We start from the raw sequence: 24,239 nt of genomic DNA on the forward strand, positions 1-24,239 counted from the left end.
CGGAAGGAAGAGACGGGGAGCAGGGCGGGGGCAGGGTGGGGGCCGGGCCGGCCCCGGTCAGTCGGGGAGCATCGGGACGGACGCCCCCTGGTCGCGGCCGAGCAGGACGGCGCGGGTGATCGCGGCCGAGCCGAAGCGGCCGCGGACGCCGTCGACCGCCTGGTCGACGGCGCCGCCCTGCTCGACGAAGGGCGACCCCTCGAACGGGAGCGCGAGCTGGACGGCCCGGTCGTCGTGCAGATTGCCGAGCGAGACGCCGATCAGGGTCAGGCCGCGGCTCTCGATCATGGGTGCGGCGGCGGCGAGCAGGGCCCTCGCCGCGGCCAGGATCTGCGGCGTCTCGGCGGTGGCCTGCGGCAGCGTGTGCGAGCGGGTGGCGCGGGCGAAGTCGCCGAACCGGAGCCGGAGCGTGACCGTCCGGCACACCCGCCGGGCCGCCCGCAGCCTGCCCCCGAGGCGGTCGGCGAGGCCGACGAGCATCGCGTCCAGCTCCTCGGGGGACCGCCGGCGGCGTCCCAGCGCCCGCTGCGCGCCCATCGAGCGGCGCCGGACCCCGGTGCGCACCGGCCGCGGGTCGCGGTTGCGCGCCAGCGCGTGCAGGTGACGGCCGGCGCCGGGGCCGAGCAGCGACACCAGCGTGGCCTCCGGCATGTCCGCCACGTCCCCGACCGTCGTGACGCCGTACCCGGCGAGCTTGGCGGCGGTGGCCCCGCCGACCCCCCACAGCCGCCGCACCGGGAGGGGACGCAGGAACTCCGCCTCCCCGTCCGGCGGCACCACCAGCAGCCCGTCGGATTTGGCGACGCCGCTGGCGACCTTGGCGAGGAACTTGGTGCGCGCCACCCCGACCGTGATCGGCAGCCCCACCTCCTCGGCGACCTCCCGGCGCAGCCGCGCGGCGACGTCCGCGGGCGGCCGGCGCAGCCCGTCCGCGTCGAGGAACGCCTCGTCGATCGACAGGCCCTCCACCAGCGGCGTCGTGGCGCGGAACACGGCGAACACCGCCTTGCTCGCCTCGGTGTAGGCGCTCATGCGGGGCCGGACGACGATCGCGCGCGGGCAGAGCCGCCTGGCCTGGCCGCCGCTCATCGCGGTGCGGACGCCGTGCGCCTTGGCCTCGTAGCTGGCCGCCAGCACGACGCCCGACCCGACGATCACCGGCCGTCCCCGCAGGCCGGGATCGTCGCGCTGCTCGACCGACGCGTAGAACGCGTCCAGGTCGGCGTGAAGGATCGTGGCGCTACCGGACACGAACATATGTTCGCATAGTCTGTGCCGTGCGTCGCTGTACCCTCCGGGGATGGACGAAGGGCGGTACGCCGAGTCGGCGGACGGCAGCGTCATCGGGTTCAGGGTCTTCGGCGAGGGGCCGCCCATGGTCCTCGTCCACGGCGCCGCGGTCGACGGGCGCTCCTGGGCGCCGCTGGTGCCGGAACTCGCCGAGCGGTTCACCGTGCACGTGATGGACCGGCGCGGGCGGGGCCTCAGCATGCGGGAGGGCGGCCCGTACGCGCTCGCGCGCGAGGGCGAGGACGTCGCGGCCGTGGTCGAGGCGGCGGGACGGGACGTGTTCCTCGTCGGCCACTCCTACGGTGCGCTGTGCTCGCTGAACGCGGCGCCGCACACCGATGCGATCGGGCGGATCATCCTCTACGAGCCGCCGGTCACTTCGCCGTGGCGTGAGGTCGCCTCACCGGAGGCGATGGAGCGGCTCCGCGCCTTCGCCGGCGAGGAGGACTACGAGCGGCTGCTCGAAACCGTCCTGCGCGAGGTGATCCGGCTGTCCCCCAAGCAGGTGGACGCGCTGCGGGGTGCCCGGCGGTTCTGGCGGACGTCCCTGGAGAACGCGCCCCCGCTCCTGCGGGAGACGGAGAGCGTGGGACGGATCGAGGAGTGCGGCCGGTTCGCCGGCATCGGGGTGCCCGTCCGGCTGCTCGTCGGGGAACGGAGTCCGGCGTACCAGCGGCCGGCGGCCGAGGCGATCGCCGAGCTGATCCCGGGCGCGGACGTCGCCGTCCTTCCCGGTCAGGGACATATGGCGATGATGGAGGACCCGGCGCTGCTCGCCGGGGCCCTTTCCGCGTTCGCCGCCCTGGAGGGGCCCGCGGCGGGGGTCGCCCGCCGCGGGCCCCGGGGGGTCACTCGTTGAAGAGCCGGCCGTAGTCCGCCATCGCGAGTGCGATGTCGGCCTGCGCCCAGAACCGGTGGTAGGTGAACACCGGCTCGGTGGAGCTGGTGCCGTTGGCGTAGGCCCAGACCCGCTCGAAGTCGGGGTCGTCCTCGTAGAAGGAGCGGATGGACATGAACGTCGACTCCGAGTTGACGGGGTCGCCGTTCGGCATGGTCCCCGTCCAGCCGGGCGGGATGTAGACCGGGTCGTTGACGCGGTCATAGTCGCCCTTGGTCTCCTCCACCGCGACGCCCTTGCCGTCGGTGTGCCGCCACAGCGCGTCGAGGAGATCCTTGGCGGTCCGCCTGGCGTCCTCGTCACCGGACCTGGCCGCATAGTACGTCAGGGTCTTGGCGTACGCGGCGCTGACGCCGACGTCGTCGGTGTGGTTCTCCACCGTGACGTGCAGCCCGGTGTTGGCCGGAGGCATGCCCGTCGCCGACGACCAGTTCGCGTCCGGTGTCCCGGACCACGTCATCGTGGACGGGATCTGGATGCTGCCGGTGGACGGGTCGACCGTCGTCTCCGACAGCGCCCAGTCGACCCACTTGTCGAGGATCGCCTTGGCGTCGGCGTTGCCGGTGACCTGGTACAGCTCGGCGACGCGTTCCATCGACCACGCCTGGAACCCGAACCACTGGTTGCTCGGCGGGTCGTGGTAGACGGGCTGCCAGTCGTAGGCCATGCCGAAGAACTTCGTCAGATCGGAGGGCGGCGCGCTGTAGCTGCCCTCCCAGCTGTTGGTGACCCCGCCGGCGATCCCGCCCTCGGCGGACTGCAGCCACTTGTAGAGCTGCAGCTGCCGGGTGAGGCTGGTCTCCCAGTCGGCCTTGGCCGTCGCGCCCTCCGGTGCGAGGGCCGGGTCGTTCACCAGCGCCCACGCGGCGAGGGGGTTCTGGTACCCGAAGTGCGACGCGCCGTCACCGATGCGCCAGGACCAGCCGGCGCTGGAGTCCAGGGCGCCGCCCCACGCGTAGTACCAGGACAGCAGGTAGTGCGCGCTGTCCTTGCCCGTCCCGCCGGGGCAGGAGGAGGCCGGGTAGCAGTTGCCGATCTGCTTGAAGTACTTGTCGAAGAACGCGTAGCGCAGATAGTCCCCCATCTTGCCCGCCTTCGCGACGGTGGCCGAGATCTCGCCGGTCTTGCCCTGGTCCTCCGCCCAGACGTTCGCCCAGTACGCGGCCTGGATGGCGCGCGCGTCGGCGTCCGGCGCGTTGGTGAACTTCCACTGCTCGGCGTAGGAGTCGTCGTCGATGAACAGGTCGAGGAACCCGTTCGTGCCGCCGTAGGCGAACCTGTCGCACGTCGGCTGCGGGACGGTCTCGAACACCGACTCCTGGGAGCCGCGCTGGTAGGTGTTGATGTACGAGGGACCGTCGGCGCCGGGGCCCTCCTCACAGCCGCCGCCCGGCGTGTTGCCGTAGCCGTAGACGTTGTCCACGTCCTGCAGCCAGTGCATGCCGTAGATGTCGTCGGTCCCGTAGGCGGACTCCAGTTCGGCCGCGATCGGGTCCTGCCCGGTGGGGACGCCGTCGTCGATCGCCGACGGGTAGTCGCTCGGCTCGGGGTGCTCGGAGGCGTACGTGGCGGGCGAGGACGGGTCGTAGAAGGAGTTCGTCGGCTGGTCCTCGCTGGTGGGGATCATGTATCTCTCCATCAGCGCCCAGGAGTCGTTGAACGGCTCCCAGTTCTGCGTGACCTTGCCGTACATGGCCTCCAGCCAGATGAGGTAGCTGTAGGCCTCCGACGTGGTCTCGTGCCCGTGGTCCGGCGCCTCGATCATGAACGTCTCGACCGAGTGGTACGGGATGCCCTCGGGGCTGAAGTACCCGTTCGCCGGGTCCTTGATCTTGTTGTACTGGTCGAGGAACCGCTGGGTGTAGGTGCCGCCGCCGGTCTCCACCTGCGTCGCGGTCACCTCGGCGTCCGCGTAGCCGGGCGCGGTCGAGGTGAACGTCGCCGTGCCGGTCCCGGTGTCGTTCGCGGTGATCTCCACGTTCTGCGCGGTGGACCAGTTCTGCGGCGTGAACGTGAGCGTCCCGCCGCCGGTGACCGACAGGCCGCTGTTGCCCGCGGTGCGGGTGGTCGTCACGGTCACGTTCGCGGACGGCGCCTCGGTGAGCTTCACGCCGTACGCGGCGGTGGCGCCCTGCGCGACGGTCAGCGCCGCCGGGCTCGCCACGACGCTCGCCTCCGCGGTCACGGTGATGCCGACCGGCGTCGACTCGGCGGTCGCGCCGTTGCCGTCGGTCGCCCTGGCGTAGACCGAGTAGTCGCCCGCCTCGGAGGGCGTCCAGTCCAGGCTGTAGGGGGCGGAGGTGTCGGCCTCCGCGAGCAGCCCGTCCTGGTTGAAGAACTCGACCTTGGCGATGGACCCGCCGTCCGCGGCCTCGGCGGTCGCCGCCAGCGGCACCGAGGCGCCCACGGAGTACGTCGCACCGGCGGACGGGCTGGTCAGCACGACCGTCGGGGCGGGGGCGCTCTCGTTGCAGGGCGTGCCGTTCAGGGTGAAGGAGGTGGGGTCGGCGTTCGTCCCGCTGTAGGTGAACTGCGCGCCCACGCTGACCGTCGCGCCCGTGGCCAGGGACCCGTTCCAGCTCTCGTTCCGGACGGTGACCTCGGAGCCGGACTGCGACCACCGGCCCGACCAGCCGCTGGTCAGCCGCTGGTTCCCGGAGTAGGAGTAGACCAGTTCCCAGCCGTCGACCGGGTCGCCCTGGTTGGTGATGCCGATGTTCGCCGTGAAGCCGCTGCCCCAGTCGTTCTTCTCATAGACGACCTTGCAGGACGCCGCGGCGGCCTGCGCGGGCACCATGGCGCCCAGGCCGCCGCAGAGGAGGGTCAGCGCGGCGCTCACGGCGGTGAACGCGCGCCATCGTTGCCGTCTTCTCACGCCTTCGTTCCTTCCTAGCGTGCCCGAGTCCGGGCATACCGGGCTCCACCACCGGCGGAGTCCGGCGATGGCGTTCGGGTGGTCGCGCCCGGGGGCGCACCGGTCCGGGAAGTGTCAGCCGGACTCTCGGATGATCAACTTGGTGCGGAGCACGACGGCGCGCTCGCCGGCGGGCCGGCCGCCGGTGCAGGCCCGCAGTTCGCGGGCCAGCCGGGCGCCGAGGTCCTCGGCCGGCTGCTGGACGGTCGTCAGCCGGGGGCGGACCTGCCGGGCGACCGGCGCGTCGTCGAACCCGACGACGGCGACGTCGTCGGGGACGCGCCGCCCGGCGCGGCGCAGCGCGCTGAGGGCGCCGACCGCCATCTGGTCGGACGCGGCGAGGACGGCGTCGAGGTCCGGGCGGCGTTCCAGCAGCCGGCGCATCGCCCGCTCACCGGACAGCCGCCCGAAGTCGCCCTGGCAGACCAGCCCGTTGACGCCCATCCCGGCCTCCTGCACGGCGAGCCGGTAGCCGGCCAGCCGGTCGACGCCGGCGCCCATGTCGGCGGGGCCGGCGATGGTGCCGATCCGGCGGCGGCCGGAGGCGAGCAGATGCCGGACGGCGGCCTGCGCCCCGCCGAAGTTGTCGACGTCGACGTACGGCAGGGCCACCTCCTCCAGGGGCCGCCCGGCCAGCACGACCGGGGCCCCGGCGGCCGCCTGCACCAGCGGCGCGAGGTGGGCGCGGCGGGCGCCGACGAGCAGGACGCCCTCGGCCTGCCCGCCGCGCAGGTAGCCGGTGGTGGCGCGCCACTCCTCCGCGCGGCCGGCCATGAGGACGACGAGCGGCGCGCGGCCGGCGAGTTCCCGCCGCACGCCCCACAGCAGGCGCGCGAAATACGGGTCGCCGATGGCGCGGCAGCCGTCCTCGCACACGACGGCGGCGATCGTCCCGGACGAGACGCGGTCGGGGGGGCCGGTCCGGCGGCGGACGTAGCCGAGCCGTTCGACGGCCGCCTCGACCTGGAGCCGGGCGGTCCGGCTGACCCTGGCGGAGCCGTTGAGGACGCGGGACGCGGTCGCCGGGGAGACTCCGGCGAGCTGCGCGACGTGGGCGAGGGTCGGGGGGCGGCGGTCGGGGAGGGCGGGGTCCTTGGAGGGGTCTTTCGGACAGGCGGGGTCTTCCGGGTAGGCGGCGTCTCGCGGGTAGGCGGCGTCTCGCGGGTAGGCGGCGTCTCGCGGGTAGGCGGGGTCTTTCGGGAGGACGGGGTCTTCTGGGGGGTGGGTGACGGTCACGCTTCGGCACTCCCTTCGGGGGTTCCCGGCCGTGCGGGGGGTGAGGCCGGGTCGGGGAGTAGTGGGAGCGCTCCCAAGAATCCGTTCGGACGCCTGCCGTGTCAAGGGCCGCCGGGCGACCGATTCGGCCCGGGCCCCGAGTCCCTCACCGCGCGCGCGAGGGGCGGTGAAAATTCGTGAAAGTAATGAAACAAGCCTTCTCCTCCTAAGCCGGGGCGTTCTACGTTCACCGTCAGTCCAGGAGTGGGAGCGCTCCCAAGGCCGAACGCACAGTAGCGAGAGCCCCGACCGGAAGACATCCGCCCAACCAGAGGAGGACACCGGATGAAACACCCCCCAGTGCGCAGGAGACGCGGCGCCCGCCGCGGCATCGCGGCCGCGTCGGCCGCTCTCCTGCTCGCCTCAGGCACGGTCGCGCTGGGCCAGGCCCAGGCCAGCGCCGCCGCCGGCTGCAAGGTCGACTACACCGCCAACTCGTGGGACAGCGGCTTCACCGCCACCGTCTCGGTCACCAACCTCGGCGACCCGATCACCGGCGGCTGGACGCTGGAGTGGGACTTCGCCGGCAACCAGCAGGTGACCTCGGGCTGGAGCGGGACGTTCGCGCAGTCCGGCAGCCACGTCACGGTGACGAACCCGAGCTGGAGCAGCACGCTCGGCACCGGCGCGACGGCCGGCCCGGGCTTCCAGGCCACCTATTCGGGCAGCAACCAGGCGCCCTCCGAGTTCACTCTGAACGGCGTCCTCTGCACCGGGTCGACGGAACCGACCGACCCGCCGACCACCGACCCGCCGACCGACCCGCCCGGTGACCGGGCCGACAACCCGTACGCCGGGGCAGAGGTGTACGTGAACCCGCAGTGGGCGGCCAACGCCGCCGCCGAGCCCGGCGGCGACGCGATCGCCGACGAGCCGACCGGTGTGTGGATGGACCGGATCGCGGCGATCGAGGGTGCGGGCGGCAAAATGGGCCTGCGCGACCATCTCGACACCGCGCTCGACCAGGGCGACGACCTGGTCCAGGTCGTCGTCTACAACCTGCCCGGACGCGACTGCGCGGCGCTCGCGTCCAACGGCGAGCTCGGCCCGGACGAGATCGACAGGTACAAGACCGAGTTCATCGACCCGATCGCGGACATCCTCGGCGACGAGAAGTACGCCGGCCTGCGGATCGTCACGGTCGTGGAGCTCGACTCGCTGCCGAACCTCATCACCAACGTCGGCGACGGGGACGTCGCCACCGAGAACTGCAACGAGATGCTGGCGAACGGCAACTACCAGAAGGGCATCGCCTACGCGCTGCAGGAGCTCGGCGCCATTCCGAACGTCTACAACTACATCGACATCGGCCACCACGGCTGGCTCGGCTGGGACGACAACTTCTCCTCGTCCGCCGACCTGCTCACCGAGGTCGCCCAGATGTCCGGTTCACTCGACAACATCACGGGCTTCATCACCAACACCGCCAACTACGGGGCGCTGACGGAGCCGTACTTCTCCATCAGCGACTCCGTCAACGGCACGTCCGTCCGCCAATCCTCGTGGGTCGACTGGAACCGGTACGTCGACGAGCTTTCGTACGCGCAGGCGTACCGGCAGGAGCTCGTCGGCAACGGTTTCGACGACGGCATCGGGATGCTCATCGACACCAGCCGCAACGGCTGGGGCGGCGCCGACCGCCCGACCGGTCCCGGCCCGACGACGGATGTGGACGCCTACGTCGACGGCGGCCGCACCGACCGGCGCCTCCACCTCGGCAACTGGTGCAACCAGTCGGGCGCGGGTCTCGGTGAGCGGCCGACGGCGGCGCCCGAGCCGGGCATCGACGCCTATGTCTGGATCAAGCCTCCGGGCGAGTCGGACGGGGCCAGCGAGGAGATCCCGAACGACGAGGGCAAGGGCTTCGACGAGATGTGCGATCCCGCGTACGGCGGCAACCCCCGCAACGGCGGCAACCCGAGCGGTGCCCTGCCGGACGCGCCGATCTCCGGCCACTGGTTCTCCGCCCAGTTCCAGGAGCTGCTCCGGAACGCCAACCCGCCCGTCCAGTAACCGGTAACCGGCCACCCCGGGAAAAGGCCCCGTGATCTGCTCCGGTCACGGGGCCTCTCCCTGTCCGCGGAACCCGGGAGCCGGGGAGGGACTCCCGGGAGAGGAGGGTATCGGAGGCGAGACGAAGCGGCCCGCGGCGTCCCCTGTCCGGACGCCGCGGGCCACGTTCTGTTGTCGGGAGCCTTCGCTCGGAATGCCGTTCTGTGCGCTGTGCCGTATCAGGCAATCATGGGATCAGGAGGTCATGGGGGTCCAGAGGTCACGGGGTCATGAGTCACGGGGTCATGAGTCACGGGGTCATGAGTCACGGGGTCATGAGGTCATGCAGTGCGGGTCGAGGTCGGTCGCCGCGCCGGACGTGTTCACCGTGAACCCGAACGTGGCCGTGTCGCCCACGTCCAGCGCGCCGTTCCAGGCGGCGTTGCCGACGGTGACGTCGGGGCCGGACTGGGTGTAGGTGCCGTTCCAGAGGCTCGCGACCGTCTCACCGTTGGCGAAGGTGAGGTGGGCCGTCCAGCCGTTGATCGGGAGCGTGCCGGTGTTGGTGACGGTGATCTCGCCCTGGTAGCCGCCGTCCCAGCTGTTGACGGAGCGGTAGGCGGCAGTGCAGACCATGCCCGGGTCGCCGGGGGGATCGGTGGGCGGGTCGGTCGGCTCCCCGTCCCCGTCGCCGATCCCGGTGACCTCGCCGTTGCCGCCGTCGAAGACGACGTCGGAGCAGCCGTAGAAGGTCTCGAGGCTGTCAGAGCGTTCCCACACGGTGTAGATGATGTGGCGGCCGCTCTTGCCGGACGGGAGCCGGGCGTCCCAGTGGTAGTAGGCGTCCTCGTTGCCGGGCGACCCGACGCTCGGCGGGTCGGTGGCGCTGTAGAACGGCTCCGCCTCCAGGTCGTCCCAGGACAGCGGGCTCGTCGGGCTCCACGAGTCCTTGGTGATGTAGGTGCGGAACGTTCCCGGGTGGGCCGCCCACTTGTTGTACCTGAATTGCAGGTTCGCGCCGGACGTGAGGTGCGTGACCGGCCAGTCGTCGCGGGGCAGGTCGTAGCCGCCGAAGTCGTAGACGACCGCGCCGCCGCTGCACAGCTCACCGTCCGGGATGAAGCCGCTGGTGCGGCCGGCGCCGTCCGAGCGCAGCACCGCGAACCAGTTGTAGAGCGAGCTCGTGCCGCTCTGCGCGACCGCGGCCGCGCAGGCCGGGTTGTTCGGGATGATCTGCCCGTTCGGGGTCAGTCCGTCCTTCCAGCACAGGTAGGTGCGGCTGCCGGGCACCATCATCGCGCCGTGCGCCGCGGCCGGCGCGGCCGTCAGCAGGGAACCGGCCAGCATCGCGGGGCCGAGCACGGCGCCCGCGACCAGGGCCTTGCGTTTCCGGGTCGCGCGTTTCCGGGGGGCGCGTCTTCGGGTGGTTCGACTCGGGGTGGTCATCGTCCTCCGTTCACGGGGTCGGGAGACATCTGTCCCAACCGGACGCTAACTCCGGCCGGTCAGGCCCGTGAACGGCCCTTTCACCCTTTCACCTCGCCCTTTCACCGAGGGTGCCCTGCGGGTGGCCGCCGGGCCGGGGCGAGGACGAATCGCCGGCCCGGATGGACCCCGGCGGCCTGGTTGTCCCCCGGCCGTGGGCCGGGAGATCACCCCGGCGCCGGGGCCCGGTGGCTCAGCCCTTGGTCGCGCCGGCCGTGAGACCTCCGATCAGCTGGCGTTCGGCCACCGCGTAGAAGAGGAGGGCGGGGATCATCGCCAGCACGATGTAGGCCAGGACGAGGGCGTAGTCCGTCGAGTACTGCCCCTGGTACTGCTGGATTCCGACGGGGATCGTGTGCCACTTCTCGTCGGCCAGCACCAGCAGCGGCAGGAAGAAGTTGTTCCAGCTCGTCACGATGGCGAGGACCGACACGGTGCCGATGGCGGGTCGCGCCATCGGCAGCAGGATGCGCCAGAAGAAGCCGAACCGGGTGCAGCCGTCCATGATCGCCGCCTCCTCCAGCTCCGCCGGGATCGTCCGGAAGAAGGAGCGCAGGATGATGATCGTGATCGGCAGCGCGAACGCGGCCTGGGGCAGGATCACGCCGAGCGGATTGTCCAGCAGGCCGAGCGAGCGCAGCAGGACGAACAGCGGGAGCACCGCCACCGCCGGCGGGAACATCAGGCCCGCCGCGAACGCCGTGAAGAAGATCTCGCGTCCCCGGAAGGCGTAGCGGGCGAACGCGAACGCCGCCATCGCCGACACCGCGACCGCGATCAGCGTGGTGCCGACCGCGATCATCACGCTGTTGGCGATCTGCCGCCAGAAGCCGCCGGACGACAGGATGCCGGTGTAGTTCGAGAACTGCCACTCGTCCGGCAGCCCGAAGGGGTCGGACGAGAGGGCGCCGGTGGTCTTGAGGCCCGACAGCACCGCGTACAGCAGCGGGACGACGATGAACGAGCCGAGGACCCAGACCAGCGTGTGCCGCGACATGCTCTTCGCGATCGCCTGGCGGCTCATCAGCGGCCTCCCGCGGAGGTGACCGAGCCCTGCAGGTCGCGGCGGAGCGCGAAGCGCTGGTACATCAGTGAGAAGACCATGCTGATGAGGAACATGGCCACGCTGATCGCGCTGGCGTAGCCCATCTGGTATCGCTTGAAGCCGAACTCGTACATGGTGACGGCCATCGTCTCCGTTGCATGAGTCGGCCCGCCAGTCGTGGTGACCCACACGAGGTCGAAGAGCTGGATCGAGCCGATGACGGACAGGAACACGCTGATCCGCAGGGTCGGCGCCAGCAGCGGCAGTGTGACGCTGCGGAACCGCCGCCACGCCCCCGCCCCGTCGATCGACGCGGCCTCCAGGATCTCCTTCGGGATCCCCTGCAGCCCGGCGAGGTAGATCATCATGTGGAAGCCGAAGTACTTCCACGTCATGACGGCGATCAGGGTGGGCAGTGCGGTGTCGGGGTCGGAGAACCACTTGCCGGCGAGTCCGCCGAGCAGCGGCAGGTCCTCGACGAGGGCGTCGGCGAGGCCGCTTCCCGGCAGGAAGATGATGCCGAACAGCACACCGGCGATCACCTCGGCCAGGATGTAGGGCGCGAAGAAGACCGCCCGGTAGACCGCCCTGCCGCGCATCTTCTGGTTGAGCAGGACGGCGGCGCCGAGGGCGAGCGGCAGCTGGACGACCAGCGACATCACGACCAGCACGAGAGCGCGCCACAGGTCGCCGCGGAAGACCTCGTCGCCGGCCAGCTTCCGGTAGTTGTCCAGGCCGATGAACTCGTCGGGGAAGCCGAAGCCGCCCCACTTGAAGAAGCTGGTGAAGAAGGCGACCAGGATCGGGATCAGGACGAAGCAGGCGAACAGCAGCAGTGCGGGCGTCAGGAACCAGGTGCTCGACAGCCAGCCGCGCAGCCGCTTCCCCGCCGACGCCTTGGGGCCCCGCTTGCGCGGGGCCCGTTCGGCGTGCCGCGGCCGATCATCGGTCGTGGCGGAAAGCGTCATTGGTCCTTGGCCACCTTGGTGACCGTCTGCGCGACCTCCTGGGCCGACTTCTTGCCCGCGATGAGCAGGGCGACGCTGTCATTGACCTCCGCGCCGACGGCGGGCGGGAACGCCTGGTCCAGGTAGAGCTGGAACCCGGTGGAGCCCTTCAGCGCCTCGGCGACCATCTTGCGGTTCTCGTCGGTCAGCGCGCTCTCGGCGCCCTTGACGACCGGCATGAACGCGCCCGAGGTCACGAACTCGCGCTCGTTCTGCTCGTTCATGAGGAACGTCAGGAAGTCGACGGCCTCGGGGGGCGCGTCCTTGCTCACCGCGTGCCCGTTGCCGCCGCCGAACACGTCGGTCACGGCGCCCGGGCCGCCCTCGACGGTCGGGAAGGGGAACCAGCCCAGGTCCTCGCCGAGGTCCTTGCCGGAGGCGTCCTTCATGACGGCGGGCGCCCACTGGCCCATCAGCGACATGGCGGTCTTGCCGGCGCCCATGGAGGCGGAGTGGCCGCCGGGCGTGTCGTAGCCGGCGTTCTGGTAGCCCTCCTGGAAGGGCTTGAGGTCCGCGAGCTGCTTCAGCTTCTCACCGGCCTGGATGAACGCGGTGCCGCCGAAGTCGTTGGACTGGGCGGCCTGCTGCATCGCCTGCATGCCGCCGATGCGCATCGCGAGGTAGGCCCAGTAGTAGTGGCCGGGCCACTTGTCCTTGCCGGCGAGCGCGATGGGGGTGATGTCGGCCCCCTGGAGCTTCTGGACGGCGTCCATGAACTCGGTCCAGGTCTTCGGGGGCCCGCTGACCCCGGCGTCCTTGAAGAGCTTCTTGTTGTACCAGAAGCCCACCATGCCCATGTCGTACGGGACGGCGTAGGTCTTGCCGTCGAAGGTGTACGCCTTCTTCGACACGTCGGTCATCGTCCCGAGCACCTTGGCGCCGTCGGAGGTGATGTCCTTGACCAGGCCGGCGTCAATCTGCTGCTTGAGGACGCCGCCGCCCCAGGTCACGTAGATGTCGGGCAGGTCGCCGGAGGCGACGAGCGCCGTCATCTTCGACTTGTAGGCGTCGTTCTCCAGGCTGGTGGCCTTGATGTCGACGTTCGGGTGCTGCGCCTCATAGGCCTTGGCGATCTTCGGGAAGAGGCTCTGCGACGGCTCGGTGGTCGCGATGTTCATCCATTCGATCGTGACCTTGCCGCCCGATCCGGAGTCGTCCCCGCCGCAGGCGGTGAGCATGGGCGCGGCCGTGACCAGCACGGCTCCCGCAGAGACTGCGGTCAGGAACGAACGTCGCGATCGGTGAGGGATGCCCATGGTGGTCTCCTGGATCCGGGGGTGGTGGGCGTTGGCCTGGCTGGGGGGAACGAGATCCGTTCCGCTCGAAACATTTCGAAAGTCTTCGGGCTCCGTTGCCGTGGAACTCTAAGAACGAGACCCCCGGCGGTCAAGACCTGAGCGATGGTTGACCGCAATTAAGTGCGGAAGAGTTACCGGCGTCGGGGGCTAGGAGTGGCCGAAACATTGCGATACTGTTCGCAATCGTTTCCTCGGGGAGGAGAGAAGCGTGCCCGTGCGCACCACCGACGAGATGCCGGATCCGCCGTCCCGGCCGACCCTGGCGCTCATCGCGTCCGAGGCGGGGGTGTCCCCCGCCACGGTGTCCAAGGTCCTCAACGGCCGGACCGACGTCGCCGCCGCGACCCGTGAGCGGGTGGAGGCGCTGCTGCGCACCCACAACTACCCCGGACCCGGCGGTGCGCGGCGCGCCCGCCGGTCCGGCCTGATCGACCTCGTCCTGGCCGGGCTCGACAGCCCGTGGGCGGTGGAGATCCTGCGCGGCGTGGAGGCCGAATGCGCCGAGCACGGCACCGGCGTCGTCGTCTCGCTGGTCCGCGAGGACGACGCCCGCCCGCCGAGCTGGCAGAACCTGCCCGCGCTGCACCACAGCGACGGGGTGATCCTGGTGACGTCCCGGATGACGCGCCGGCAGCGCGACCAGCTGGCCCGGGCCGGCGTGGGGCTCGTCCTGGTCGATCCGGTGAACCTGCCGGACAACGACATCGCCAGCGTCGGCGCCACCAACTGGGCCGGCGGGATGTCCGCCACCGAGCATCTGCTCGGGCTCGGCCATCGCCGCATCGGAATGATCGGCGGCCCGGCGGACATGCTGTGCACCCAGGCCCGGGTGGACGGCTACCGGACGGCCCTGGAGCGCGCCGGGGTCGAGGTCGACAAGGACCTCGTCCGGTACGGCGACTTCCACCACCAGGGCGGCTTCGCCCGGACGCGCGAGCTGCTGGAGCTCCCGGATCCGCCGACGGCGATCTTCGCCGGCAGCGACGAGCAGGCGATGGGCGCCTACCAGGCTGCCCGGCTCGCCGGCCTGCGCATTCCCGAGGACCTGAGCGTCGTCGGTTTCGACGACCTGCCGACCTGCGAGTGGCTGTCGCCACCGCTGACGACCGTCCGGCAGCCGCTGGAGGAGATGGGACGGGTCGCCGCCCGGACCCTGCTCCAGCTGCTCGACGGACGGCCGCCCCTGACCCCCCGCGTGGAGCTGGCCACCGATCTGCGTGTCCGCGCCTCCACCGCACCACCACCATCGGAGGAGCGATGACCGAAGCCGTCCCGGCCGCGAGTGCGACCCGTGAGCCCTGGCGGGACCGCGGGCTGACGGTCGCCGAGCGGGTCGCCGACCTGCTGGCCCGGATGACGCCGGAGGAGAAGGCGGGCCAGCTCGCCGGATACTGGGCGCTGCCCGCCGAGCCCGGCGAGCCCGTGGCTCCCATGGAAGACGACTCGAACGAGACCGCCCCCTCCCTGGACGAGATCCTCGACCGGGGCCTCGGCCAGCTCACCCGCGTGTTCGGGACCGCTCCCGTCCCGGCCGCGGAGGGCGCCGCGCGGCTCCGCGATCTGCAGCGGCGCGTCGCCGCCGGAAACCGTTTCGGCATCCCGGCGATCGCGCATGAGGAATGCCTCAACGGCTTCATGACGTGGGGCGCCACCGTCTTCCCCAGCCCGCCCGCCTGGGGCGCGACGTTCGACACCGATCTCGTCGGCGAGATGGCCTCCGCGATCGGGGAGAACATGCGGGCGGCCGGCGTCCACCAGGGCCTCGCGCCCGTCCTGGACGTCGTCCGCGACGCGCGCTGGGGCAGGACGGAGGAGTGCATCGGGGAGGACCCGTATCTCGTCAGCGTTCTCGGCACCGCATACGTCCGGGGCTTGGAACGATCCGGGGTCGTCTCGACGCTCAAGCACTTCGCCGGCTACTCCGCCTCCCGCGCCGGCCGGAACATGGCCCCCACGCCGATCGGGCCGCGCGAGTTCGCCGACGTCATCGTCGAACCCTTCGTGATGGCGCTGCGCGACGGCGGCGCCCGCTCGGTCATGCACTCCTACACCGACGTCGACGGGATGCCGGCCGCCTCCGACGAGCGGCTGCTGACCGGGCTGCTGCGCGACGAGCTGGGTCTGACGGGCATCGTCGTCGCCGACTACTTCGGCGTCTCGTTCCTGGAGACCCGCCACCGCGTGGCCGCCTCCCGGGGCGAGGCCGCCGCGCTCGCCCTGCGCGCCGGCATCGACATGGAGCTCCCGACCGTGCGCTGCTACGGCACTCCCCTGATCGAGGAGATCCGCCGGGGCGCCGTCTCCGAAGAGCTCCTGGACCGGGCCGCCGCCCGTGTCCTGACCCTCAAGGCCGAACTCGGCCTGCTGGACGGCGTACCGGGCGACGGTGACGGCGCGGAGCTGGACTTCGACCCGCCCGAGCACCGGGCGCTGGCACGGCGGCTCGCCGAGGAGTCGGTCGTGCTGCTGGCCAACGACGGGACGCTGCCGCTGCGTTCCGGCGCCGGGGTCGTGCTGGCGGGCCCCCTCGCCGACGACCCGTTCGCGATGATGGGCTGCTACACGTTCCCGAGCCATGTCGGCAGGCAGCATCCGGAACTGCCCCTCGGGGTGGAGTTCCCGACGCTGGCGGAGGCGCTCCAGGGCGAACTGCCCGACGTGCGGGTGGCGGGCTCCAAGGACGTTCTCGTGACCGACGACGCCGACATCCAGGCGGCCGTGGCGGCGGCCCGCGACGCCGAGCTGTGCGTGCTGGCGCTCGGCGACCGGGCCGGGATCTTCGGCCGCGGCACCTCCGGGGAGGGCTGCGACGTCGAGACGCTCGCGCTGCCCGGCCGCCAGGCCGAGCTGGCCACCGCGGTGATCGACACCGGCACGCCCACGGTCATCGTCATGCTCACCGGCCGCCCCTACGCGCTGGAGGGCATCGGCGACCGCGCCGCGGCCGTCGTGCAGGCGTTCTTCCCGGGCGAGGAGGGCGGCCGGGCGGTCGCCGGGATCCTGTCGGGGCGGGTCGAGCCGTCCGGGCGGATGCCGATCAGCGTGCCGCGCCGCGCGTCCGGCCCGCCCGTCACCTACCTGCGGTCGAAGATGGACGGCGGGCACGACTGGAGCGTGGTCGACCCGGTCCCCCGGTACCCGTTCGGATACGGCCTGACCTGGACGACGTTCGAGTACGACGCCCTGCACGTGGACGAGCGGGCGGCCACGGACGGGTCGGTCGAGGTCAGCGCCGTCGTCCGCAACACCGGGGACCACGCCGGGACGGAGGTCGTGCAGCTGTACCTGTCGGACCCCGTGGCGTCGGTGGTCCGGCCGGTCCGCTGGCTCGCCGGCTGGGCCCGGGTCAGGCTGGAGCCGGGCGACGCGGCGCGGATCGTGTTCGACGTTCACGCCGACCGCACCTCGTTCACCGGCCCCGACCTGCGACGCATCGTCGAGCCGGGCGCGATCGAGGTCGCCGTCGGGCGGTCGAGCGCCGATCTGCCGCTGCGGGGGTCGTTCGTCCTGGACGGGCCCGTGCGCACCCTCGGCCCGGATCGCGTGCTGACCGTCCCCGTGGAGGTCACGCTGCCATGACGCGATTCCGCAATCCGATCCTGCCGGGTTGCCATCCCGACCCGTCGATCTGCCGGGTGGGCGATGACTTCTACCTCGTGACGTCGACGTTCGAGTGGTTCCCCGGCCTGCCGGTGTTCCACAGCCGCGACCTGGTGCACTGGCGGCACGCCGGGCACGCGCTGGACCGGCCGGAGCAGCTCCCGCTGGACGGCGTCCCCGCATCCGGGGGCCTGTACGCGCCGACGCTGCGCTACCACGCGCCCCCCGGACAGGAGGGCCGCTTCTACCTGGTCTGCACGCTGGTGGACGGCAAGGAGTGGTCGGGGCACTTCGTGATGACCGCGTCCGACCCCGCCGGGCCGTGGTCGGACGCGCACCGGCTGGACGGCGAGGGCATCGACCCGTCCCTGTTCTTCGACGACGACGGCCGCGCCTGGTGCACCGGCACCCGCCTGACCGGGCGGTACGAGGGGCACACGGAGATCTGGCTGCGCGAGTTCGACCCGTCCGCCCTGGCGCTGACGGGCGATGAGCACGTGCTCTGGGACGGGGCGCTGAAGGGCTCGATCTGGTCGGAGGGCTCCCACCTCTACAAGATCGGCGGACGGTACTACCTGCTCACGGCCGAGGGCGGCACCGCGCTGGAGCACGCCGTCATGGTCGCGCGGGCCGACACCGTCACCGGCCCGTACGAGGGGAACCCGCGCAACCCGGTACTGACCCACCGCAACCTCGGGACGGGCCAGGCCATCGTCGGGACCGGCCACGCCGACCTGGTGGAGACGCCCGGCGGCGAGTGGTGGATGGTGCTGCTCGGGATGCGCCCGCATCGCGACGACCGGTGCGTCCTCGGCCGGGAGACGTTCCTGACGCCCGTCACCTGGGAAGACGGATGGCCGGTCACCGGCGGCCGGGTCGAGCCGGACCATCCGGTTCCGGCGCTGCCTCCGCATCCCTGGCCCGCCGCCCCGATGTGCGACCAGTTCGACGGGCCGGAGCTGGCCCCGGTCTGGAACATGCTGCGGCCTCCGCGGGAACGCTGGTGGAGCCTGGACGAGCGTCCGGGGCATCTGCGGCTGCGCGTGCGGCCGGAGAGCCTCGCCGACGTCGCCAACCCCTCGTTCGTCGGGCGGCGCCAGCAGCACCCGGACTTCGCCGCCTTCACCTCGCTCGACTTCGTCCCGGCGAACGAGGAGTGGGCGGGCCTCGCACTGGTCCAGAACAACGACTTCCACGTGTTGCTCGTCTCGACGAGCCAGGGGCTGCGGCTGATCAAGCGTGAGCAGGGGATCGAAACCGTGCTGGCCAAGGCGCCGGCCGCTCCCGGGCGGGTCCGGCTCGGTTTCGAGGCCCACGGCCGCTGGTACCAGGCGTCCTACGCACTGGAGCCGGGGAACACCGTGGAGGCGGGCGGCTGGACGCCGCTCGGCGATCCCGTGGACGGCGACATCCTCAGCAGCCAGGTCGCGGGCGGCTTCACCGGCGCCTACATCGGCCTCTACGCCACCGCGAACGGACGGGCCGGCATCAACCACGCCGACTTCGCCTGGTTCGAGTACCACCCGCTCCCCCGTTGATCCGCGGCGCGCCTCCTGTGAACGATCATGGGGTCGTTCACAGGAGCAGGGCCGGGTCGGCGATGACGCGTTCGATGACGAGGCCGGCGGCGCCGAGGACGGCGGCGCCCTCGGCGAGGCCGGAGATCTCCACCGGCGGCACGCCCCGGCGGAGCGAGCCGGGGCCGTCGGCCAGGACCTCCTGGAGCGGGGGACGGACCCATTCGGCCAGCGGGGAGAAGACCCCGCCGAGCACGACGGTGTCCGGGTCGATCAGGTTGACGACGGACGCGAGCGCACCGCCGAGCGCGCGGCCGGCCCGGTCCACCGCGTGCAGGGCCGTCTCGTCGCCGGAGTTCAGCCGGTCGATGAGCGTGCTCACCGGGCCCCCGGGCCCGGCCGCGGGCCGCGTCACGGGAAGCCCGGCCGCGCGCAGGATCGCCTCCTGACCGGCGATCTGCTCCAGGCATCCGCGGCCGCCGCAGGAGCACGGCGGACCGCCGGGCTCCGCCACCAGGTGCCCGAGTTCGCCGGCGAAGCCGTGGGCCCCGCGGAACACCCGGCGGTCCACGACGATGCCGGCGCCGATCCCGATCTCGCCGGAGACGTGCACGAAGTCGCCGAACCGGTTCCCGCCGCCGAACCACAGTTCGCCGAGAGCGGCGAGGTTGGCCTCGTTGTCGTACTCGGCGGGCAGGGCGGCGTCGAGGCCGGGCGCGCCGGTGACGGGGACGTCGGTCCAGCCGAGGTTGGGGGCGTGGCGCACGACGCCGTTCTCGCGGTCGAGCAGGCCGGGGAGGGCGACGGCCGCGCCGGCGACGGTGAGCCCCTGCCCGGCGGCGGCGGAGACGGCCTCCGCGGCGAGGGCCGAGAGGGCGGCGAGGACGGCGCCTGGTTCGCGTCCGCGGTTGTCGGAGCTGAGCACGTGCCGGTAGCGGACCTGCTTGCCGAGGTCGATCACGCAGGAGGCGAGGTAGTCGACGTTGACCTCCAGGCCGAGCCCGGCGGCGCCGTCGCCGTGGACGGACACCCCGACACCCGGACGCCCGCGCTCCCCCTCGTGGACGGGCGCGCCGCCACGGACCAGGCCCGCGCTCTCCAGGAGGGCGACGAGGTTCGAGACGGTCGTCTTGGTGAAGCCCGTCAGTTCGGCGAGGCGCGCCCTGGTGACGGGCTGGTGCCGCGCGATGTGCTCCAGCACGACGGCGAGGTTCCGCTCGCGCATCGTCGCGTGCCGGACGGGGGCGTTCGCGGACTTCGTCATGAATGAACCCTAAATCAAACACGTGTATAGGCAGGACGGTACCCCTCTGCTACGTTAATTAGTCCACGCTCTTTACGAAACGACTTCGCATGAAGGAGTGGGACGGATGGCCGAGAGCCTGGTCGCGGGCGTCGACTCCTCGACGCAGTCGACGAAGGTCGTCCTGTGCCGCGCCGCGGACGGCACCGTGGTCGCCGAGGCGTCGGCCCCGCACCCCGACGGGACCGAATGCCATCCGGACCACTGGTGGAACGCGCTGACGCGGGTGCGGGACCTGCTCGAACGGGCCGACGCGGTCGCCGTCGCCGCGCAGCAGCACGGCATGGTCGCCCTCGACGGCGCGGGCGAGGTCGTCCGGCCCGCGCTGCTGTGGAACGACACGCGCTCGGCGCCGCAGGCCCGCGCCCTCGTCGAGGAGTTCGGCGGCGCGAAGGCGTGGGCGGACCGGACCGGCAGCGTGCCGCCCGCCTCGTTCACCGTGACCAAGCTGCGCTGGATGGCCGAGCACGAGCCGGGCCACGCGCGGCGCACCGAGCGGGTGATGCTCCCGCACGACTGGCTGACGCTGCGGCTCGGCGCGCCCGAGCCGGTCACCGACCGCGGCGACGCGTCCGGCACCGGCTACTGGTCCCCCGCCACCGGCGCCTACCTGCCCGACCTGCTGCGCGCCGCGCTCGGCCACGACGCCGAGACGCCGCGCGTCGCCGCCCCCGGCGAGCGCGCCGGCGAGACGGCATGGGGCGCGGCGCTCGGCCCCGGCACCGGCGACAACATGGGCGCCGCGCTCGGCCTCGGGCTGCGGCCCGGCGACGTCGTGGTGTCGATCGGCACGTCCGGCACGGCCTTCGCGGTCGCGGACGAGCCCGCCGCCGACCCGTCCGGCCTGGTCGCGGGGTTCGCCGACGCCACCGGCCGGTTCCTGCCCCTCGTCGCCACGCTCAACGCCGCCCGGATCCTGTCGGCCGCCGCGGCCATGACCGGGGCCGCGCTGGACGAGCTGTCCGCGCTCGCCCTCGCGGCCGGACCGGGCGCCGGCGGGGTGACGCTGCTCCCCTACCTCGACGGCGAGCGCACCCCCGACCGGCCGGACGCGACCGGCGTCCTGGCGGGGCTCACCACGTCCAACGCGACGCGGGAGAACGTGGCGCGGGCGGCGGTGGAGGCGCTGCTGTGCTCCCTCGCCGACGCCGTCGACCATCTCGCCGCACAGGGCATCCGGCCCCGCCGCACCCTCCTGATCGGCGGCGGCGCCCGCTCCGAGGCCGTCCGGGCCCTCGCCCCGGCGATCTTCGGGACGCCCGTGACCGTCCCCGAGCCCGCCGAGTACGTCGCGCTCGGCGCCGCCCGGCAGGCCGCGTGGGCCCTCGCCGGGACGCCCGAGCCACCCGAATGGCCGGCGCCGCCGGCGACCGAATGGCCGGCGCCGCCGGCGACCGGGCACACCGGCGAGCACACCGGGCAGGACATCCGCGGACGCTACGCCGCGCTGCGCGACTCCGCCCCGCAGATCTGAGGAGGTCTCCCATGAGCGACTACACACCCGTACCCGAGGACCGGTTCTCGTTCGGCATCTGGACGGTCGGCTGGCAGGGCGTCGACGTGTTCGGCCCCGGCACCCGGCCGCCGATGCCCGCCGACCGCGCCGTCCGCAAGCTGGCCGAGCTCGGCGCCTACGGCGTGAACTTCCACGACAACGACGTGTTCGACTTCGACGCCACGCCGGCCGAGCGGCAGGGGAGGATCGACGCGTTCCGCAAGGCGCTGGACGAGACCGGCCTGGTCGTCACCACCGCCACCACGAACCTGTTCGGCCACCCGATCTTCAAGGACGGGGCGTTCACCGCCAACGACCGCGACGTGCGCCGGTTCGCACTCCGCAAGGTCATGGACAACCTGGACCTGGCCGCCGAGCTCGGCGCCCGCGTCTACGTGTGCTGGGGCGGCCGCGAGGGCGCCGAGTCCGGGGCGTCCAAGGACGTGCGGGCGGCGCTGGACCGCTACAAGGAGGCGTTCGACGTCCTCGGCGCCTACGTCGCCGACCAGGGCTACGACCTGCGGTTCGCGATCGAGCCGAAGCCGAACGAGCCGCGCGGCGACATCCTGCTGCCCACGATCGGCCACGCCCTGGCGTTCATCCAGACCCTGGAGCACTCCGACAACGTCGGCCTGAACCCCGAGGTCGGGCACGAGGAGATGGCGGGGCTGAACTACGCGCACGGGCTGGCGCAGGCGCTCTGGCAGGGCAAGCTGTTCCACATCGACCTGAACGGGCAGCACGGCCCCCGCTACGACCAGGACCTGCGGTTCGGCGCCGGCAACGCGCGCGGCGCGTTCTGGGTGGTCGACCTGATCGAGCAGAGCGACTACGACGGCCCGGTCCACTTCGACTTCAAGCCGCCGCGCACCGAGGACGACGAGGGCGTGTGGGAGTCGGCGGCGGCGTGCATGCGCAACTGGCTGATCCTGCGGGAGAAGGCCCGCGCCTTCCGCGCCGATCCGGACGTCCAGAGCGCCCTGCGCGAGGCCAAGCTGGAGGAGCTGGCACAGCCCACCCTCGCCGACGGGGAGGACTGGCGCTCCGTCCGCGACGCCTCCCCCGACATCGAGGCCCTCGCGACCCGCCGCACCGCGTTCGAGCACCTCGACCAGCTCGCCCTCGAACACCTCTACGGCGTCCGCTCCTAGACGCCCGTCCCCGCGGAAGCCCGCCCTCTCCTCCCGGGGGCGGGCTTCCGCACGTCGGGTGCCCGTTGGGGTAGCGTCGGGGCAATGACCAGCGCGCAACTGCTCACCGACGCGTTCGGCCGGATCCGGGAGGCGGTCCACGACGCGGCCGGCGGGCTCACCCCACGGCAGCTCGCCTACCGCGCCGGAGACGGGGCCAACTCGATCGGCTGGCTCGTCTGGCACCTCACCCGCGTCCAGGACGATCACATCGCCGACGCCGCCGGCACCGCGCAGGTGTGGACGCGGGACGGCTGGGCCGGCCGGTTCGGGCTCCCGCTGGACCCGTCCGATACCGGCTACGGCCACACCGGGGACGAGGTCGCGGCGGTCCAGGTCGACTCGGCGGACCTGCTGACCGGCTATCACGACGCCGTGCACGACCGGACCGCCGAGTACGTGGGTTCGCTGACCGACGACGATCTTGGCCGGGTCGTGGACAGCGCCTGGGACCCGCCGGTCACGCTGGCGGTGCGGCTGGTCAGCGTGATCTCCGATGACCTGCAGCACGCAGGCCAGGCGGCCTTCGTCCGCGGTCTCCTCCTGCGCGGCTGAGCCGCACCCGACGCCACCGGCCCGCGCCGCAGCCGCTCAGGCGGGGATCTTCCGCGGCTTCTCCGGCCTGCGGGTGATGTCGCGCGGCACGGACGGCCGAAGCCCGGAGATGAGGCGCGACCACCGCGCGCCGATGTGCTCCAGGTCGTAGGCCCGCGCGGACCGCCGGGCCCGCTCGCCGAGCCGGTCGCGGAGCGCGGGGTCCGCGATCAGCTCGCGCAGCGCGGCGGTGAGCGCGTCCACGTCTCCGGTGGGGACGAGCAGGCCGTCGCTTCCGTGCGTGATCAGCTCCGGGGGGCCGAACGGGCAGTCGAACGACACGACCGGCAGTCCCATGCCCATGGCCTCGATGATGACCATCGGCATGCCCTCGCGCCGGGACGACAGGGCGTAGATCGACGCGCGCGCCATCTCGCCGTGCAGGTCGCGGGTGAAACCGCTCAGCTCCACCCGCCCGGTCAGGCCCAGCTCGGTGATCAGGGCGCCGAGCCGGTCCCGGCGCAGCCCGGAGCCGAAGATGCGCAGCGTCCAGTCGGGATGCTCGGCGGCGATCGGCGCGTAGGCGCGGATCAGCAGGTCGAAGCCCTTGTTGGCGACGAGGCGGCCGGCGGCAAGCACGACCTTGTGCTCGCGCCGGGACGGCCGTCCCGGCAGCGGCGGCGAGGCGTTGGGGATCCGGACGATGCGGACGCCGGATCCGGCGAGGGCCGTCTCGTAACCGGCGCGGGCCGGCCCGGTGAGGACGCTGAGCACGGTGAGCCGGCGGTAGGCGCGCACGACCAGCCGCCGGAGGGGCGGCCGGTAGGACTCCAGGCTCATGTGGTCCTGCCCGATCGTCGCGGTACCGCGCGGCGTGAGCTCGGCGGCGAGCAGGATGAGGGACGGCCGGGTCGCGATGAGCACGTCGGACGGCGTGCGGTGCAGGGCGCGCAGAAGGCACACGTCCGTCCAGAGGCTCATGAAGCGGAAGGACGACTCCTCCGCCGGGATCAGCAGGCTCGGAAACCGCGCCAGGAGGCGCGCCGCCCTGCCCTTGGCGGCGAAGCGGTCGTCGGCGTAGGTGATCGCGGCGCCGGCGGGAAGCGGGAAGAACGGCTTCGGGTTCCCCTTCAGGGCGCTGACGATCTCGATGTCGTGGTCGCGGGTCAGGTGCCCGCACAGGTTCAGCACGGTGCGGATCGTGCCGCCCGTCCCGTGCGCGTTCTGGAGGAGAACGCGGACGCGCAGGCGCTCACCCGGCGGCGGTACGCGCCTCCATCGCAGCGGACGCAACGTCCAGAGCGCCGCCCGGCGCAGAACACGGTGTGCCCTGCGCCGGACGCGGCGCCGCAGTCTCAGCTTGCGCACTGGCTCGTTCACCGGGCCCCCCATCGAA

Annotated in this window: 17 protein-coding genes; 8 read left to right on the plus strand and 9 right to left on the minus strand. The window is 72.4% G+C overall.

Annotated elements, in window-relative coordinates; translation table 11 throughout:
- Positions 1-57: 57 nt before the first annotated feature.
- A complete protein-coding gene (gene dinB, locus ACGFK0_RS20825) occupies positions 58-1,251 on the minus strand; it encodes a DNA polymerase IV (RefSeq protein WP_392906890.1) in 1,194 nt (397 codons plus the stop codon).
- Positions 1,252-1,300: 49 nt separating this feature from the next.
- Between dinB and ACGFK0_RS20830 the strand changes: the two genes are divergently transcribed.
- Positions 1,301-2,149 carry an alpha/beta fold hydrolase gene (locus ACGFK0_RS20830; RefSeq protein WP_392906892.1) on the plus strand — a complete coding sequence of 283 codons (849 nt, stop codon included), beginning with the start codon at positions 1,301-1,303 and terminating at the stop codon, positions 2,147-2,149.
- Here the strand turns inward: ACGFK0_RS20830 and ACGFK0_RS20835 are convergent.
- Positions 2,139-5,063 carry a glycoside hydrolase family 48 protein gene (locus ACGFK0_RS20835; RefSeq protein WP_392906893.1) on the minus strand — a complete coding sequence of 975 codons (2,925 nt, stop codon included), beginning with the start codon at positions 5,061-5,063 and terminating at the stop codon, positions 2,139-2,141. The two genes, ACGFK0_RS20830 and ACGFK0_RS20835, sit on opposite strands and share 11 nt — an antisense overlap.
- Before the next feature lie 114 nt (positions 5,064-5,177).
- Complete coding sequence (locus tag ACGFK0_RS20840; RefSeq protein WP_392906895.1) at positions 5,178-6,338, minus strand: substrate-binding domain-containing protein; 1,161 nt, start codon at positions 6,336-6,338, stop codon at positions 5,178-5,180.
- 324 nt (positions 6,339-6,662) lie between these two features.
- Between ACGFK0_RS20840 and ACGFK0_RS20845 the strand changes: the two genes are divergently transcribed.
- Positions 6,663-8,390, plus strand: coding sequence for a glycoside hydrolase family 6 protein (locus ACGFK0_RS20845; protein WP_392906896.1), 1,728 nt, complete (start codon positions 6,663-6,665; stop codon positions 8,388-8,390).
- Positions 8,391-8,702: 312 nt separating this feature from the next.
- Here the strand turns inward: ACGFK0_RS20845 and ACGFK0_RS20850 are convergent, their stop codons facing one another.
- The 4 genes from ACGFK0_RS20850 to ACGFK0_RS20865 all read right to left on the minus strand — a co-directional run bounded on the left by ACGFK0_RS20850 (position 8,703) and on the right by ACGFK0_RS20865 (position 13,162).
- Positions 8,703-9,815: a lytic polysaccharide monooxygenase gene (locus ACGFK0_RS20850; protein ID WP_392906898.1), complete on the minus strand. Its 1,113-nt coding sequence runs from the start codon at positions 9,813-9,815 to the stop codon at positions 8,703-8,705.
- A 232-nt stretch (positions 9,816-10,047) separates the two neighbouring features.
- Positions 10,048-10,878 carry a carbohydrate ABC transporter permease gene (locus ACGFK0_RS20855; protein WP_392906899.1) on the minus strand — a complete coding sequence of 277 codons (831 nt, stop codon included), beginning with the start codon at positions 10,876-10,878 and terminating at the stop codon, positions 10,048-10,050.
- Positions 10,878-11,867 carry a carbohydrate ABC transporter permease gene (locus tag ACGFK0_RS20860; RefSeq protein ID WP_392906901.1) on the minus strand — a complete coding sequence of 330 codons (990 nt, stop codon included), beginning with the start codon at positions 11,865-11,867 and terminating at the stop codon, positions 10,878-10,880. The genes ACGFK0_RS20855 and ACGFK0_RS20860 overlap by 1 nt, the downstream gene beginning before the upstream one ends.
- A complete protein-coding gene (locus ACGFK0_RS20865; RefSeq protein WP_392906903.1) occupies positions 11,864-13,162 on the minus strand; it encodes an extracellular solute-binding protein in 1,299 nt (432 codons plus the stop codon). The genes ACGFK0_RS20860 and ACGFK0_RS20865 overlap by 4 nt, the downstream gene beginning before the upstream one ends.
- Positions 13,163-13,436: 274 nt before the next feature.
- Here ACGFK0_RS20865 and ACGFK0_RS20870 point away from each other — a divergent pair, with 274 nt between their 5' ends.
- The 3 genes from ACGFK0_RS20870 to ACGFK0_RS20880 are packed head-to-tail and all read left to right on the plus strand — an operon-like array spanning position 13,437 to position 18,342.
- On the plus strand, positions 13,437-14,465 hold the full coding sequence (locus tag ACGFK0_RS20870) for a LacI family DNA-binding transcriptional regulator (RefSeq protein WP_392906961.1): 1,029 nt from the start codon (positions 13,437-13,439) through the stop codon (positions 14,463-14,465).
- Positions 14,462-16,783 (plus strand): beta-glucosidase, encoded by a 2,322-nt coding sequence (locus ACGFK0_RS20875; RefSeq protein ID WP_392906905.1) that lies wholly within the window; start codon positions 14,462-14,464, stop codon positions 16,781-16,783. The genes ACGFK0_RS20870 and ACGFK0_RS20875 overlap by 4 nt, the downstream gene beginning before the upstream one ends.
- The gene (locus ACGFK0_RS20880; protein WP_392906906.1) at positions 16,780-18,342 is read left to right on the plus strand and encodes a glycoside hydrolase family 43 protein; all 1,563 of its coding nucleotides are present in this window, start codon (positions 16,780-16,782) and stop codon (positions 18,340-18,342) included. Before ACGFK0_RS20875 ends, ACGFK0_RS20880 begins: the two co-directional genes overlap by 4 nt.
- A 37-nt stretch (positions 18,343-18,379) precedes the next feature.
- Here the strand turns inward: ACGFK0_RS20880 and ACGFK0_RS20885 are convergent, their stop codons facing one another.
- Positions 18,380-19,585: an ROK family protein gene (locus ACGFK0_RS20885; protein WP_392906907.1), complete on the minus strand. Its 1,206-nt coding sequence runs from the start codon at positions 19,583-19,585 to the stop codon at positions 18,380-18,382.
- A gap of 106 nt (positions 19,586-19,691) precedes the next feature.
- Here ACGFK0_RS20885 and xylB point away from each other — a divergent pair, with 106 nt between their 5' ends.
- From xylB to ACGFK0_RS20900, 3 genes are all read left to right on the plus strand, one after another.
- Positions 19,692-21,098 (plus strand): xylulokinase, encoded by a 1,407-nt coding sequence (gene xylB / locus ACGFK0_RS20890; protein ID WP_392906908.1) that lies wholly within the window; start codon positions 19,692-19,694, stop codon positions 21,096-21,098.
- A gap of 11 nt (positions 21,099-21,109) precedes the next feature.
- Positions 21,110-22,270 (plus strand): xylose isomerase, encoded by a 1,161-nt coding sequence (xylA, locus tag ACGFK0_RS20895; RefSeq protein WP_392906910.1) that lies wholly within the window; start codon positions 21,110-21,112, stop codon positions 22,268-22,270.
- 84 nt (positions 22,271-22,354) lie between these two features.
- Positions 22,355-22,864, plus strand: coding sequence for a DUF664 domain-containing protein (locus tag ACGFK0_RS20900; protein ID WP_392906911.1), 510 nt, complete (start codon positions 22,355-22,357; stop codon positions 22,862-22,864).
- A 36-nt stretch (positions 22,865-22,900) separates the two neighbouring features.
- On the opposite strand, the gene ACGFK0_RS20905 is transcribed toward ACGFK0_RS20900, so the two are convergent.
- The gene (locus ACGFK0_RS20905) at positions 22,901-24,223 is read right to left on the minus strand and encodes a glycosyltransferase family 4 protein (protein WP_392906913.1); all 1,323 of its coding nucleotides are present in this window, start codon (positions 24,221-24,223) and stop codon (positions 22,901-22,903) included.
- Positions 24,224-24,239: the final 16 nt, after the last annotated feature.

The organism is Spirillospora sp. NPDC048823 (assembly GCF_043198445.1).
Lineage (GTDB): Bacteria > Actinomycetota > Actinomycetes > Streptosporangiales > Streptosporangiaceae > Spirillospora.

Excerpts from the sequence above, each read along its gene's own strand:
- ACGFK0_RS20830 (WP_392906892.1), top strand. The coding sequence starts at position 1,301 with ATGGACGAAGGGCGGTACGCCGAGTCGGCGGACGGCAGCGTCATCGGG.
- ACGFK0_RS20845 (WP_392906896.1), top strand. The coding sequence starts at position 6,663 with ATGAAACACCCCCCAGTGCGCAGGAGACGCGGCGCCCGCCGCGGCATC.
- ACGFK0_RS20850 (WP_392906898.1), bottom strand. The coding sequence starts at position 9,815 with ATGACCACCCCGAGTCGAACCACCCGAAGACGCGCCCCCCGGAAACGC.
- ACGFK0_RS20855 (WP_392906899.1), bottom strand. The coding sequence starts at position 10,878 with ATGAGCCGCCAGGCGATCGCGAAGAGCATGTCGCGGCACACGCTGGTC.
- ACGFK0_RS20860 (WP_392906901.1), bottom strand. The coding sequence starts at position 11,867 with ATGACGCTTTCCGCCACGACCGATGATCGGCCGCGGCACGCCGAACGG.
- ACGFK0_RS20865 (WP_392906903.1), bottom strand. The coding sequence starts at position 13,162 with ATGGGCATCCCTCACCGATCGCGACGTTCGTTCCTGACCGCAGTCTCT.
- ACGFK0_RS20870 (WP_392906961.1), top strand. The coding sequence starts at position 13,437 with ATGCCGGATCCGCCGTCCCGGCCGACCCTGGCGCTCATCGCGTCCGAG.
- ACGFK0_RS20875 (WP_392906905.1), top strand. The coding sequence starts at position 14,462 with ATGACCGAAGCCGTCCCGGCCGCGAGTGCGACCCGTGAGCCCTGGCGG.
- ACGFK0_RS20880 (WP_392906906.1), top strand. The coding sequence starts at position 16,780 with ATGACGCGATTCCGCAATCCGATCCTGCCGGGTTGCCATCCCGACCCG.
- ACGFK0_RS20885 (WP_392906907.1), bottom strand. The coding sequence starts at position 19,585 with ATGACGAAGTCCGCGAACGCCCCCGTCCGGCACGCGACGATGCGCGAG.
- xylB (WP_392906908.1), top strand. The coding sequence starts at position 19,692 with ATGGCCGAGAGCCTGGTCGCGGGCGTCGACTCCTCGACGCAGTCGACG.
- xylA (WP_392906910.1), top strand. The coding sequence starts at position 21,110 with ATGAGCGACTACACACCCGTACCCGAGGACCGGTTCTCGTTCGGCATC.
- ACGFK0_RS20900 (WP_392906911.1), top strand. The coding sequence starts at position 22,355 with ATGACCAGCGCGCAACTGCTCACCGACGCGTTCGGCCGGATCCGGGAG.